We start from the raw sequence: 14,214 nt of genomic DNA, 5'->3' as shown, positions 1-14,214 counted from the left end.
GCCTTTATGATGATAGGCTTTGCAGTGTTGAGTGTTACAACCAGACAGTTGTTTCGTGCAGCCATCTACTTATTGTTTTCGCTGGTATCGGTGGCTGGAATCTATTTTTGGATGGAAGCCAATTTTGTGGCGGCTGTTCAAATTATTGTGTATGTTGGGGGTATTGTAGTGTTGATCATCTTCTCTATTTTATTAACTCAGCAAGCAGGAGCCGAGATGCCCAAACCTTCTCTCTCAAAAAAGTTATGGTCTTTTTTGGCTGCAGGGTCGGGACTGGGAATCCTTCTTCTTCAAATCCTAAAATTACAATTAGGAACGGTGAATGCCAAGGGGGCTTTGTTTGATGTAAAAGCGATTGGCAGGGAATTGATCGATATTGATACCCATGGTTGGGCCTTGCCTTTTGAAGTGGTAAGTATGTTGTTATTGGCGTCAATGATCGGATGTATTGTTATTGCATTGAAGCCCGGAGCTATTATTAAACACGAAATGAAAGAATCCTGATGCAAATAGGATTGACACATATTTTGGTGCTAAGTGCAACCCTCTTCTTTATAGGGGTCTATGGCTTTTTGACCAGAAAGAATTTGATCTCGATGCTCATGAGCATTGAGTTGATGTTGAACAGTGCCAATTTGAATTTCATCGCCTTCAATAAATATGTGTGGCCAAACAAATTAGAGGGTTTGTTTTTTACTTTATTCATCATCGCTATTGCAGCAGCAGAAGCAGCTGTTGCTATGGCCATTATTATACAGGTGTATCGACAATTTAAATCGGTAGATGTAGATGAACCTACCATCATGAAAGAATAATGAACATACCGGTTGCCATATTGATCCTTTGTTTGCCGCTCCTAAGTTTTGTGCTAGGAGGATTAGGAGGTGCATTCTTCAAAAGAATGCAACCTTGGGTAGGCAGCTTACTGGTATTGGCGGCGGCAGTGATGAGTTATCAAACTGCTTATTATTATTTCTTTGAACACAGTTCCCCGTATGAAAATGAAGTGATATGGTCGTATAGCTGGCTCGATTTAGGAAAGCTCGGTATTATTACGATCGGTTTTGAATTGACTCCGCTTTCAACCATGATGTTGGTAGTGGTTACTACCGTTTCAAGTTTGGTGCATTGCTACAGTATCGGCTATATGAAAGGAGATGAGCGTGTTCACAAGTATTACGCCTTTTTGGGATTGTTTACTTTTTCAATGTTGGGATTAGTGGTGGCCGATTCTATTTTCCAAGTCTATATTTTTTGGGAATTAGTGGGTGTGTCTTCTTTTTTACTCATCGGTTATTTCACGCAAAGAGTGCAGGCAAGGGCTGCTGCTTTAAAAGCTTTTGTAGTAACTCGCTTCGCTGATTTCTTCTTCTTGATCGGGATTTTGATTTTATCGAGCACCGCAGGCTCTTTTAATATTGATCAAATTGTTGCGAGTTTGAGTTCACGCTCTTCTTCTTCGGATTTGATGTTCCTTGGATTCAGCACGGTGAGCATTGGTTTGGCATTGGTGTTCATTGGTGGGGCAGGTAAGAGTGCTTTGTTTCCATTGCACATTTGGTTGCCCGATGCCATGGAAGGCCCTACACCTGTATCTGCATTGATTCATGCTGCTACCATGGTGGTAGCCGGAGTATTCTTGGTAGCCCGTTTCTTTCCAATTTATCAAACAAGTCCGGAACTACTGGAAGGCATCGGCTATATCGGCGCTATCACTTCTTTGATTGCAGCGCTGATTGCTTGCACACAAACGGATATTAAACGGATATTGGCGTACTCCACCATGTCGCAAATTGGTTATATGATCGCCGCATTAGGTGTGGCCGGTACTTCTCTAGAAGCCAATCATGGTTATACCGCTTCTTTGTTTCATTTGTTTACACATGCCTTTTTTAAAGCCCTGCTGTTCCTTTGTGCAGGAACGGTTATTCATGCGGTTCATAGCAATGAGGTGAAAGATATGGGGGGATTGCGTAAAGAACTACCCCTTACCCATTTGAGTTTCTTGATCGGGTGTTTAGCTATTTCAGGAGTCCCCTTCTTGTCGGGATTCTTCAGCAAGGAAATGATCTTGTCTGCTGCTTATGAACACTTGATTCCCGTGTACTATATTGAATTGGCCGTTTCAGGATTGACCGCCTTTTATATGTTCCGCCTGTATTTCTTGATTTTTTGGAATCAACCTTTCAAAGGTCATGCGCATGATGAAGGTAGTTGGGCCATGAAACTCCCCTTGGTATTACTGAGTATTGCGGCTATTGGTTCCGGCTATATAGTTTTTAGCAACTATGTAACGGCAGATGGAAAGCCTTTTGAAGAACATTTGTCGCTACTGATGAGTGTACCTCCGGTCCTTATCGGGTTAGGAGGTATTGTAATGGCTTGGTATCTCTATAAGAACGTCAATGGAGTAGCAGATTTGTTGGCTCAACGTTGGGGCTTTTTGTATCGATGGGCCTATCACAAGTTTTATATCGACGAATGTTATCGATTCTTTACGAGAGTCTTGATATTTACCGGTGCTGCTAAATTGTTGAATTGGATTGATACCAATTTTATTGACGGATTGGTACTACAAGCCGGGGAGAGTACTGAACAGACTGCAGAGCGGATCAAAAAGTTCCAGAGTGGAAGATTGCAACAGTATGCTTTCTGGTTGGTAGGAGGTGTGGTGATCTTGTTAGCAGTTTTATTTTTTCTTTAATCATTGATTGAAAGTTAAGGAATGACGATACAATTGATTTTATTGATTCCGGTGTTGGTAATGGTGTTATTGCTGTTCGTAAAGAACGGCAAGGGAGTCAATTGGGTGTCGTTCATCGGATCTTTAATTCAATTAGGCTGGATCATTCATGTTGGAGTAGAAGTGATGATAGCGCAAGCTCAGGGTAAAACAGGGTTTATATATGAAGAGCGGTATCAATTCTTACAGTCTCTTCAAAGTTCTTTTCATTTTGGAATTGATGGACTTAGTTATGTGCTATTGTTGCTTACTGCTGCTGTTGTGGTGGCGGGGGTATTGATGAGTTGGAATGAAAACAGACTCAGCAAAGAATTTCATTTTCTATTATGGCTCCTAAGTTTTGGGGCTTATGGTTTCTTCTTGTCGCAAGATAGTTTTGTGATGTTCTTGTTTTTAGAAGTTGCCGTATTGCCGAAATACTTGTTGATCAGTAATTGGGGATCTGGCAATAGAGCCAAAGCCGCCAACAAATTAGCGTTGATGTTGATGTTGGGTTCCGGGTTTATTTTGGTTGGATTGTTAGGACTCTATTTTTCGACTCCGGGTCCGCAGCGCAGTTTCGATTTGGCGATATTGGCGCAGCAAGCTTTTTCTCCTGAATTACAAGGATTGTATTTTCCTTTTCTCTTTATTGGATTTGGCATCTTTACCGCTCTGTTTCCCTTTCACACTTGGGTGCCTGATGGTCACTCGTCAGCACCTACAGCGGGATCGATGTTCTTAGCGGGTATTTCTATGAAAATGGGTGGATATGGGTGCTTTAAAGTAGCTATTTATTTGCTTCCTGAGGGTGCGAAACATTATGCACCTTGGATTGTAGGCATTTCGGCTATTGGTATCCTTTATGGTGCATTGGTCACCCTTCGACAAAAAGACCTGAAGTACATGAATGCATATTCTTCTATTAGTCATTGTGGGTTTGTATTATTGGGATTGGGCAGTTTGAATGCAACTGCTTCCACAGGAGCGGTATTGCAATTGATCTCGCATGGATTGATGACAGCTTTGTTTTTCGGTGTGATAGGAATGGTGTATTCCAGAACACATACACGTGAAATTGCCGCCATGAGTGGTCTTCAGAAAAAGATTCCGTTTATCATTACATTATTATACATCGCAGGTTTGTGTTCTTTGGGATTACCCGGACTGAGTGGCTTTGCTGCAGAGATGACCATCTTTAATGGAACTTGGGCTGCGGGATATAAATGGGCTACCATTGTAGCAGCTTCTTCAATTGTAGTAACAGCGGTGTATATTCTCAGAGCAGTAACAAAAATTGCGATGGGTCCGGCAAGTACGGATGAGCATTTTACAGATGCGAGTTGGCAAGAAAAACTGGGAGCCTTGGTATTGATCTTTTTTATTTTGGCATTGGGCATTTCTCCCAATTTATGGGTGAAGCTGGTGCAAGTAGATATTGTGAATTTATTAGGTAGAATGAATTAATATGAATGTAGCAAGTTTCTTTTCATTGATGCGATTTGAGTTGGTGATCACACTGCTCATTTTTGTGTTACTGATCGCGAAGATTGGAAAGGGATGGTCGTCGGCTACTGTATTGAATGTAGCTACTATTGGAGTGGCAGTGGCATTGGGGTGTATGGCATTGGGAACCATGAAAGGAAATTTATTTGCTTCGATGTTTCAGATGAGTGCAATGGTGATGGTTGAAAAAGTGATTTTATTGCTTGCGATGCTGGTGTTTTTAGTATTGAACAGAAGTTTTATTGGTTCGCAAGATAACGTGGTTGAATGCATTGTGTTGTTATTGTCGTCATTATTGGGAATGTTGTTTTTAGTAAGCAGCGGACATTTCTTGTTCTTTTATTTGAGTTTGGAATTAGCTACGATTCCGTTGGTGGCTTTGTCGAGTTTTCAATTGCAATCGCCCCGCAGTGCTGAAAGCGGCATCAAGTTTTCGTTGAATGCGGCATTTTCATCTGCGATCTTGCTGATGGGCATTTCCTTTTTATATGGCGCCACAGGCACTTTGGTGTTCAGTGAATTTGCATCGGTATTAACCGTTAATGCGTTTACCATTATGGGCTTTGTGGTGTTTTTCTCGGGGTTGGCATTTAAGATGAGTGCCGTTCCATTTCATTTATGGACAGCAGATGTATACGAGGGTGCACCGGTACCAGTCACTTCTTTTTTAGCGGCGCATTCCAAAGCAGCGTTTGGTTTTGTGTTGATTCCGGTATTGTTTACTTTATTTGGGGCGATGCAAGTGCAAGTGCTCTTGGTATTGAAGATCGTAACCTTGGCTACTATAATTGTAGGGAACTTGTTTGCATTGCGACAAAAAGATGTGAGTCGCTTTTTGGCTTTCTCCTCCGTTTCACAAGCGGGGTATATTCTTTTAGGGTATATGGCGGGTTCTGATCTGGGTAATACCGCGGTTGTGTATTTTCTGTTTGTATATGTGCTGGCCACTATATTAATCTTCGGAATTGTTGGACTAGTGCGTTTGCAAACCGGCTATTTGGATTTGGAAGAATACAAGGGTTTCTATCATAAGAATAAGACACTAAGTGTTGGCTTAATTGTTGGCTTGGCTGTATTGGCGGGGATCCCACCCACAGCCGGTTTTTTCGGGAAATTGTATTTGATAATGGCCGGTGCTACATCGGTGAGTGTGGGCTATATTTTAGTAGTAGTCATGAATTTGGTAATTGCACTGTATTACTATTTAAGATGGGTGCGTTTGATGTTTGTGTCGGATCATGAAACAATTGAAGTAAAGGTGCCGGGAACAGTGCGTTGGGTGATTGTTGTTTTGAGTGTGGTATTAACGGTAATGGGTTTCTTTGGAGGATTGTTTGATCATTTCTTAAAACTCTGATATGGCGATCAATAAGAATCATGAATTTGAAGAATTGAATGGAGTGAAATGCGGCATCGTGGAACGTGGCGTATCGGAACAGCGCATGCAGTACTTAAGAGACCTATTAGAATTCAATAAGTACGAAGTGATTGTTGTATCGAAAGGCGAAGGCGATGTTCCCATAACCTATACTGTAGGAGTAACCGATTATACTTTTAATCCGATGAATGCAGTATTTGGAAGGGTGTTGAAGAATAGGAGGGGTGAGGTTGTGGGGATTGAGGAATGGAGAAGTAATTAATAATTAATAAGTAATAATTAATAATGAAACAGCCGGAGCACAGGAACGAGGATAAGAGGAGACGAGGAACGAGGAAATACAAAAATAAAAGGTAAGAAGAAGGAAATACAAAGAGACTGCCAGCGCTGCGATAACGCTGCGATCGCTGCGCCGCTGCGGTGAAAAGAAAACGCTAATTAATAATTATAACGCCGGCAGTCAGGTTGATTGAATTACGGAGGCTAATCTGTGTGAATCTGTTTTAATTTGAGTTATCTGTGGTCAAAAAGGAAGTTTGCTACAGCCTCTCTTTGTGTAACTTTTCTCCCTTCTCTACCCTTTGTGAATCCCAAGCAGCGCAGCTGCGTAAAACCTGCAATTCACTACTTAAAGTAATTTCCCTTTTTCCCCGTCTTCTCTATAAATCATACTTTTACGCATGCTATCAGTATTTGGGAAGTTGCCTCAGGGCGCTGATTTAGAACGCATTCAACAATCGCCGAACTATAAAAATGGAAGTTTTCAGAACTTGAACGATACGCCGATGATGGCGCCGGACGCGAGTTATTGGAAGCTAACCAAAATGTATTTTAAGAAGCAGTTAGATCCGGTTCCTTTGGAAGCGGTACCCTCGGTGCAAACCAATTTGCGTCAATTGAGTGAAGAAGCGCAGCTGGTGTGGTTTGGACATTCTTCTTACTTATTAAAAGTACAGGGTCTTACATTCTTATTAGATCCTGTATTCAGTGGATCGGCTTCTCCTTTTTCTTTCCTGGTAAAAAATTTCAAAGGCGCCAATGTATACAGCGTTGATGAAATGCCCGATATCGATTATTTGGTGTTGAGTCACGATCACTACGATCATTTGGATTATAAAACGGTAAAGGCGCTCAAGAGCAAGGTGAAGAAAGTGATCTGTGCGTTAGGAGTGGGTGCGCATTTGAAGCATTGGGGATATGAGGCTTCGAAGATTACGGAGCTCGACTGGTGGGATGAATACCAAGATGAGAATGGAGTGAAGTTAACGGCCACGCCGGCACGCCATTTTTCGGGTCGTTTGTTCAAGCGCGGTCAAAGTTTTTGGAATTCGTATGTATTGCAATTGGGAGTTTCTCAAATTTATATTGGAGGTGATTCAGGCTACGATGAGCATTTCAAGATGATTGGAGAGCGTTTTGGATATTTTGACGTTGCGATATTGGAATGCGGTCAGTACAACAAAATGTGGCAGTACATTCACATGATGCCGGAGGAAGTGGCCCAAGCAGGGATGGATCTAAAGGCTGCTTTTGTGATTCCGGTGCATTGGGGGAAATTTAAGCTGGCCTTGCACCCTTGGCAGGAACCAATTACGAGATTAAAGGCAGCTGCGGAGCAGCATAGTGTGAGAATTGAGGAGCCGGTGATTGGGAGGCCGATTGTGATAGAAAGCAAGAGGTAATTAATAATTAATAAGTAATAATTAATAATGAAACAGCCGGAGCACAGGAACGAGGATAAGAGGAGACGAGGAACGAGGAAATACAAAGAAACTGGCAGCGCTGCGAAAACGCTGCGATCGCTGCGCCGCTGCGGTAATGAAGCACTCCAAATATTCAGTCTTTTCCCTCTACCGCAAAGAAACAAAGTACGCAACGGTTCGCAACGAAAAGCTTTGTGAAGTTTCTGCGCACTTTCGGTGAATCCGCTTTGAATACCAGAGGCTAACAATGGGAATCTTTGGTAAAAAATAGTGCTTCTCTAATTAATTAGGAGTAGTTTAACCCGCTGATCAACAATAATTTACCAGAAAATTGCAAACAATTTCATCAATTCATTAAGATGCCTTATTTTTGCCGCCCATTGGCGGGGTAGCTCAGGTGGTTAGAGCGTTGGATTCATAACCCAAAGGTCTCGGGTTCAACTCCCGATCCCGCTACCAAGAAAAGGAACTTTCGAAAGAGGGTTCCTTTTTTGATTTTAGCTCTGTATAAAGAATTGAAAACAAGAGCATTATAGGATAGTTTACAAGTGGCCACTCGAAATAGCTTGATAGATCAGGCCAAGCAGGTTTCAAAGCCTCCACTAATTTAATTTTCCAACCGAGGCTAATTCACTTCTCTAAACGCGGACTTTTTTTGGATTTGTTAAAGTGGACAAACATGTACACAATTGTTTACTTTTTATCAGAGAATCGAGCAAATACTGCAATTGACACCTAAAACAGGATCATTATTGTCTCATTTTAGAGTCAATAGCAATTGTAAAAATGACAATTATATACAGACATTATGAATAGGTTTATTGAATAATGTTATTCAATGAGCTGTAATATAATACAGTAAAGCGTTTTGCTGAATTGAGTGTTGTGTAATAAGCTAAGCGAAATGCCTAATTGTTTTTTAGAAAATTTAGTATGTAGGGTTAGTGGACTGATTTTGTAGGTTAAAATTTGCGCGAAAAAGGTGAAATTTTTCCTCAAATGGGGTTTACGAAATCCTTTTCGTAAATAAAGTAGTTCATCTTTAAAAAAATGTGAAAAAATAAATCCATTTTGCTTTTAATAAACTCGATTGCTATGGGTCAAGCCAACCAACCATTCACTGAAAAAGAGAAGAATCCTCTTGCGAGCTTGGATCATTGGGAAGACGACTTACTGGAACGTTATCCGGATCCCGAAGCCATTGCTACCTCAAAATCTACTGAAGAATACCGCAATTACGAAACTCCCGGCAGAGATACCGTAAAGGAATTCTACCGCCTCAATCATACTTATCAGACTTACGATTTTGTTCAAGAGAAGAGAAACGAGTTTCTCCAATTCAACCGTAAAGAAATGACGGTTTGGGATGCGTTTCAGTTCCTTAATCAGTTGGTAGATGATTCCGACCCCGATACCGACCTCGACCAATTGCAACACTTGTTGCAAACTTCAGAAGCCATTCGTAAAGATGGTCACCCCGATTGGATGGTACTCACCGGCTTGATGCACGACATGGGTAAAGTTCTCTGTTTGTTCGGCGAACCACAATGGGCCGTAGTGGGAGATACCTTCCCTGTAGGTTGTGGTTATTCCGATAAAGTAGTGTATCCTGAATTCTTCAAAAACAACCCCGATTTCAACAATCCTGAATACAATACTGAATTAGGTGTATACAAAAAAGGCTGCGGTTTACGTAATGTAGACATGAGCTGGGGCCACGACGAGTATGTGTATCAAATGATGAAAAATTACATACCCGAACCCGGATTGTATATGCTTCGCTATCACTCATTTTACGCCTGGCATAGAGAAGGTGCGTACGACTATTTATTAGACGACCACGATCGCGAGATGCTGAAATGGGTAAAACTCTTTAATCCGTATGATCTTTATTCCAAATCTCCCGAGCCACCCGATTGGAATAAGCTGAAGCCCTATTACGAAGATCTGGTTATTAAGTATTTGCCAACAACATTGAAGTTTTAAAAAGATTTTCCTAACACAAAGGATCAATAGGCAAACTCTGCTGAAAAGCGGGGCTAGGGATCTTTTGTGCCATAAAAGAGCGTAAACGATCATTTATTAACAACCTAAATTTTAAAACGACTGCTATGCAAGAGATGTATCTTCTCGTGAAAAAAAGGGTAGTCAACGCTATTTTCCTCCTTTTACTATTTCCTGGAATGCTGATGGCGCAGGAATTAAAGACTGTAACCGGGAAAGTTACAGACGGTAGTGGCAATCCGATTCAAGCGGCTTCCGTGAAAGTGAAAGGTGCGAAGGGCGGCACTACCACCAACGCATCCGGTGTCTTTACCATTAAAGCCAAGGATGGTGATGTAATTGAAATTTCTGCTGTTTCATTCGGAACCAAAGAAATTACAGTTGGATCACAAACAAATTACAATGTAAGCCTGGAAGCTTCCAGTACTAACCTGAACGATGTGGTGGTAGTAGGTTACGGTAAAGGTTCTAAGAAAACCTTGTCGAGCTCTATCACCAGCGTAAAAGCAGAGGAACTGAACCGCGGTGCCATTTCAGACGTAGGTCAGTTGCTGCAAGGTAAAGTGCCGGGTTTGAACATCACTGCCAGTGGTGACCCTAACAAAACAGCGGCTGTTATTCTACGTGGTGCTTCTACATTGAATGCTGGTGCCGGTGTTTTCTATGTAATTGATGGAGTTCCAGGTGCAGACATTGCAACGGTAGCACCGGATGACATCGCTACCATCGATGTACTGAAAGATGCGGCGGCTTCTGCGATCTACGGTAACCGTGCGTCTAACGGTGTTATCATTATCACTACCAAAAAAGGTAAAAAAGGACAAGCTACTGTTTCTTATAGCGGTTATGTTGGTATGGAAACTGTTTCAAATAGACTCGATGTAATGAATGCTACCGAGCTTCGCAACTTCGTAAGCAAAAACGGTTTGGCTTTTACACCGGCTGATGATAAAGGTGCAAATACCGATTGGCAGAAAGAAATTCAACGCAGCGGCGCCCTTTCTCACAACCACAATATTGCTGTGAGTGGTGGCGGTGAACACAGTACGTATTTTGCTAGTTTGAACTATTTCAAAAAAGAAGGTATCATTCAAAAAACTCAACTAGAGCGCGTAATTGCGAAATTGGGAATTGAACAGTCTGCCTTGAACGATAAACTGAAGTTTGGTTTCAATGTTACCAACTCTATCAGTACAAACGATGATGTTCCTTATTTGAATACCATCATTCTCCAGTCTGCCTTGTATTTACCGGTAAACCCTGTGAAGAATGCTGATGGCAGCTATTTCGAGAATTTTGTGAAATCGAATTATTACAATCCGGTTTCTATGTTGAATCATGCTACCATGCAAACCAAGTCGAACTTGTTGATTGGAAGCGCTACCGCACAAGTGAAATTACCTTTCGGTATCACGTATGATTTGATTGTTTCTTATCAAAAAACAAGTCGCCTGTTTGGTTCTTATTTGGATAAATATTTTACAACCAATTACAATGCAATGTACGACAACCCTGATCCCGGCTATGGAGGTCATGGTTTGCAAACATTCGGTAAGAACGGACAAGCAACTAGAAGTTCTTATGAAGACACCAGAAAGGTGTTGGAAACCTTCTTCACTTGGGACAAGCGTTTCGGCGACCATTCTGTGAATGCCGTAGTTGGTTATTCTTGGCAGGACAATATTCTTGGTAATGGCTTCTCTGCTACTACCAGCAATTTCCCTGTAGACAATATTTTGTACAATAACCTTGCTTTGAGTAATCCTACAACCTACGGTTCAGGTTTATTTTTCAGTGGCGATGGTGTTTACCAACGCACTCGCTTGATCTCAGATTTCGCTCGTGTGAAGTATAATTACAAAGAGAAATACTTGCTACAAGCTTCTCTTCGTCACGATGGTGGTTCCATGTTCGGATCTGCGAACAGATGGGGTTATTTCCCTTCAGTAGGTGCTGCATGGAGAATTGGTGAAGAGAATTTCTTAGCCAAACAAAATGCGATCACTGATTTGAAATTAAGAGTGAGTTATGGGGTAACAGGTAATGCTGCCGGTTTCAACCCATACACTGCGCAGTTCTTATTGGCCGGTAGAGGAAACTACTACTATAATGGTTCTACTGTTAGCGCCATTGGTGCTGCTCAAACAGCGAACCCTTACTTGAAATGGGAAAAAACAGCGATGAGCAATATTGGAGTTGACTTCTCGATCTTCAAAAAGAAAATCAATGTTGCAATTGATTTGTATGAGAAGAAAACAACAGATATGATCATTGGTTATGCTGCAGACCCAATGTTGTTACCAAACGGTGGTATCACCGCTAACGGTGGTGCAATGACCAATAGAGGTATTGAATTGAACATCAGCGGTACAATTGTAGATAAGAAAGACTTCTCTTGGACTACCAATCTTGGTTTGGCCAGTAACAAGAACACGATTGATAAGTTAACCAACCCGATCTTCATTGGTGGTGACTCTGTAAGAGTTGGTTTCCCTGAAGGTGGTGGCCAGTCAGGTCGTTCTATTCAGTTGTTGAAAGAAGGCTATCCTTTAGGTCAGTTCTTTACTTTCAAGTATGCTGGTAAGAATGCTCAAGGCATTTCTCAGTGGTATAAGAGAGATGGAACACTCACAACTTCTCCTCAGAACGGAACAGATTATTTCTACTTGGGAAATGCACAACCTAAGCTAATTGTGGGTTTTGCTAACACCCTTAGATATAAGAAGTTTGATTTGAATGTAATGATTCGTGGTGTGTTTGGTAACAAGATTATGAATGCAACAAAAGCAGACTTGTTCCGTCCATCAACTGCCATGAGTACGAATATCTTAAGCTCTGCTGCAAATGAAACTGCTACAGATGTGATTGCGTATACTTATTCAGATCGTTTCATTGAAAGTGGTAACTATGTTCGTTTTGATAACGCAACATTGGCTTACAATTTTGGTAAAATGGGCAACTATATTAAATCATTACGTGTATACTTAACCGGAAACAACTTGTTTGTTATCACTAAGTTCACAGGTGTGGATCCAGAAGTTAACCAAGGAGGAATTGCTCCAGGTATCGATTATAACAACTTCTATCCAAAAACTAGAACTGTGATGTTAGGTGTAAACGTTAGTTTTTAATCTAGAATAAAATAACTTATAATGAAAAAGATATTTAATAGACTAGCAGTACTTTTTATTACAGCAAATGTGTTCATTGGCTGTCATAAATTGGATGTGCCCATCACAACGCAGGTGACTCCATCTGTATTCCCATCCGATTCTTTGGGATTCATCCAAACGGAGTTAACGCCTTATGTTGCGTTGAATGGATACATGGTTCAAGAATATGCGTTTCAACAACGCTTTAGTACCGATGAGGGCATCATGACCGCTCACGGTGGTAACTGGTTCGATGGTGCGCAGAACATGCAAATGCACTATCATACATGGACCAAAGACAATGGTTATGTAAACGGTAACTGGGGATGGATGTCGGTAATTGTGAGCTCTGCTAACCAAGCGATCTCCATCTTACAAACTACCATGCCTGAAGGTGCCAACAAAAGAATGAAAATTGCTGAATTGAAATTGGTTCGCGACTATTCCTTCTTTATGTTGATGGACAACTATGGAAATGTTCCTTTGGATACTGTATATGGTGATTTCAGAACGCGCCCGAATGTTCCAAGAGCTCAGATCTTTGCTTTCATTGAGCGTGATGTGAAGAGTGTATTACCTGACTTAAGTACGGACGTAAATACGGCTACTTACGGAAGATTTACTCAATGGGGTGCCTATGCATTATTAGCTAAAATGTACTTGAATGCGGAAGTGTATACCGGTACAGCCAGAACCAATGATTGTATTGCTGCTTGTGATGCGATCATCAATTCAGGTAAATTCAAAGTAGCCAATCGCTCAGAATACTTGCAAGCGTTCTATCCTACCAATGGACCTACAGCAGTAGGAAGTAAAGATGAATTTATTTTTGCTGTTCCCTATGATGCAACAGGAGTGGGTTGGTATGGTCGTTCAGCCTCTTATCCGGCTCGCTACGATGTGCCACGTTCAATGGGTAGAGTGGCTACCGGCGCAGGTTTCAACTTCTTTAATCTTCCGTATACACCAGGTGGACCTGCCAGTACCTTACCAGAATTCTATGCTATTTTTGATGATCCCAATGATATCAGAAACAAGCAATGGTTAACAGGTTTGCAATTCAGACCAGATGGCGTTACTCCCATTACCATTACTACAACCAATAAAGGATACGATCAATACTACAGTGGTCCAACACCCGGTGGTGCGTATACCTTCCAATTGGATTTGAAACCAAACATTGTTTTGAGACAAGACATTGCAAACGGTCAAGATCCTTACAACGGAGTTACCAATGGTTTCGACGTGGGTAATGATGAAATTGCATGGACTATGGGATACCGCAATATTAAGTTCTATCCCGATGCAACTTCTGCAAGTAGAAACCAAAACAATGACTATCCTATCTTCCGTTATTCTGATATCGTTCTTACAAAAGCAGAAGCTATTTTAAGAGGCGGAACTGCTACCGGTGGTGCAACAGCGTTGAGCTTGGTAAACAGTGTTCGTGCAAACCGTTCTACCAGCGCTCCTTGGGCTTCTGTTACCTTGGAAGATTTGTACAAAGAGCGTGGTCGTGAGTTGGCTTGGGAAGCATGGCGCAGAAACGACATGATCCGTTTCGGTAAATTCGAAGGTTCTTGGGGTTACAAAACCAATAAAGATACGTATCGTAGAATTTTCCCAATTCCGCAAAGTGCACTTTCTGTGAATCCTGCATTGGTGCAGAATCCTGGATATTAATTGATGAATACTTATCAGGCATAATGGATTGATTAGTTACGCAAGGCCCTCTCGTAGGGCCTTGCT

10 protein-coding genes and 1 tRNA gene are annotated in these 14,214 nt (G+C 41.5%); all 11 read left to right on the top strand.

The annotated features are described in order from the left end of the window. Positions 1-6 precede the first annotated feature (6 nt). Positions 7-504, top strand: coding sequence for an NADH-quinone oxidoreductase subunit J family protein (locus ACQ2HE_RS08790; RefSeq protein ID WP_430898488.1), 498 nt, complete (start codon positions 7-9; stop codon positions 502-504). Beyond that, complete coding sequence (nuoK, locus tag ACQ2HE_RS08785; RefSeq protein WP_430898490.1) at positions 504-815, top strand: NADH-quinone oxidoreductase subunit NuoK; 312 nt, start codon at positions 504-506, stop codon at positions 813-815. Before ACQ2HE_RS08790 ends, nuoK begins: the two co-directional genes overlap by 1 nt. Continuing rightward, on the top strand, positions 815-2,704 hold the full coding sequence (nuoL, locus tag ACQ2HE_RS08780; protein ID WP_430898491.1) for an NADH-quinone oxidoreductase subunit L: 1,890 nt from the start codon (positions 815-817) through the stop codon (positions 2,702-2,704). The genes nuoK and nuoL overlap by 1 nt, the downstream gene beginning before the upstream one ends. 21 nt (positions 2,705-2,725) lie before the next feature. Continuing rightward, complete coding sequence (locus tag ACQ2HE_RS08775) at positions 2,726-4,189, top strand: complex I subunit 4 family protein (RefSeq protein ID WP_430898493.1); 1,464 nt, start codon at positions 2,726-2,728, stop codon at positions 4,187-4,189. A gap of 1 nt (position 4,190) precedes the next feature. After that, positions 4,191-5,585, top strand: a complete 1,395-nt coding sequence (locus tag ACQ2HE_RS08770; RefSeq protein ID WP_430898495.1) for an NADH-quinone oxidoreductase subunit N — start codon at positions 4,191-4,193, stop codon at positions 5,583-5,585. Position 5,586: 1 nt separating this feature from the next. Then, positions 5,587-5,868, top strand: coding sequence for a hypothetical protein (locus tag ACQ2HE_RS08765; RefSeq protein ID WP_430898497.1), 282 nt, complete (start codon positions 5,587-5,589; stop codon positions 5,866-5,868). A 418-nt stretch (positions 5,869-6,286) separates the two neighbouring features. Beyond that, positions 6,287-7,288, top strand: coding sequence for an MBL fold metallo-hydrolase (locus ACQ2HE_RS08760; protein ID WP_430898499.1), 1,002 nt, complete (start codon positions 6,287-6,289; stop codon positions 7,286-7,288). A 403-nt stretch (positions 7,289-7,691) separates the two neighbouring features. Next, positions 7,692-7,768, top strand: a tRNA-Met gene (locus ACQ2HE_RS08755). Positions 7,769-8,404: 636 nt separating this feature from the next. Continuing rightward, positions 8,405-9,295 carry an inositol oxygenase family protein gene (locus ACQ2HE_RS08750; protein WP_430898501.1) on the top strand — a complete coding sequence of 297 codons (891 nt, stop codon included), beginning with the start codon at positions 8,405-8,407 and terminating at the stop codon, positions 9,293-9,295. 125 nt (positions 9,296-9,420) lie between these two features. Beyond that, a complete protein-coding gene (locus ACQ2HE_RS08745) occupies positions 9,421-12,444 on the top strand; it encodes a SusC/RagA family TonB-linked outer membrane protein (protein WP_430898503.1) in 3,024 nt (1,007 codons plus the stop codon). Between the two features lie 21 nt (positions 12,445-12,465). Next, positions 12,466-14,148, top strand: a complete 1,683-nt coding sequence (locus ACQ2HE_RS08740) for a RagB/SusD family nutrient uptake outer membrane protein (RefSeq protein WP_430898505.1) — start codon at positions 12,466-12,468, stop codon at positions 14,146-14,148. The last annotated feature ends 66 nt before the right edge of the window (positions 14,149-14,214 follow it).

Origin of the sequence: Endoryza foliicola, assembly GCF_050589245.1 — a bacterium.
Lineage (GTDB): Bacteria > Bacteroidota > Bacteroidia > Chitinophagales > Chitinophagaceae > Endoryza > Endoryza foliicola.
The sequence above is the reverse complement of the archived record's forward strand: the minus strand, read 5'-3'. Positions and strand labels throughout refer to the sequence as shown.

Bases quoted from the DNA above. Each gene is read 5' to 3' on its own strand.
- ACQ2HE_RS08790 (WP_430898488.1), top strand. From the start codon at position 7: ATGATGATAGGCTTTGCAGTGTTGAGTGTTACAACCAGACAGTTGTTT.
- nuoK (WP_430898490.1), top strand. From the start codon at position 504: ATGCAAATAGGATTGACACATATTTTGGTGCTAAGTGCAACCCTCTTC.
- nuoL (WP_430898491.1), top strand. From the start codon at position 815: ATGAACATACCGGTTGCCATATTGATCCTTTGTTTGCCGCTCCTAAGT.
- ACQ2HE_RS08775 (WP_430898493.1), top strand. From the start codon at position 2,726: ATGACGATACAATTGATTTTATTGATTCCGGTGTTGGTAATGGTGTTA.
- ACQ2HE_RS08770 (WP_430898495.1), top strand. From the start codon at position 4,191: ATGAATGTAGCAAGTTTCTTTTCATTGATGCGATTTGAGTTGGTGATC.
- ACQ2HE_RS08765 (WP_430898497.1), top strand. From the start codon at position 5,587: ATGGCGATCAATAAGAATCATGAATTTGAAGAATTGAATGGAGTGAAA.
- ACQ2HE_RS08760 (WP_430898499.1), top strand. From the start codon at position 6,287: ATGCTATCAGTATTTGGGAAGTTGCCTCAGGGCGCTGATTTAGAACGC.
- ACQ2HE_RS08750 (WP_430898501.1), top strand. From the start codon at position 8,405: ATGGGTCAAGCCAACCAACCATTCACTGAAAAAGAGAAGAATCCTCTT.
- ACQ2HE_RS08745 (WP_430898503.1), top strand. From the start codon at position 9,421: ATGCAAGAGATGTATCTTCTCGTGAAAAAAAGGGTAGTCAACGCTATT.
- ACQ2HE_RS08740 (WP_430898505.1), top strand. From the start codon at position 12,466: ATGAAAAAGATATTTAATAGACTAGCAGTACTTTTTATTACAGCAAAT.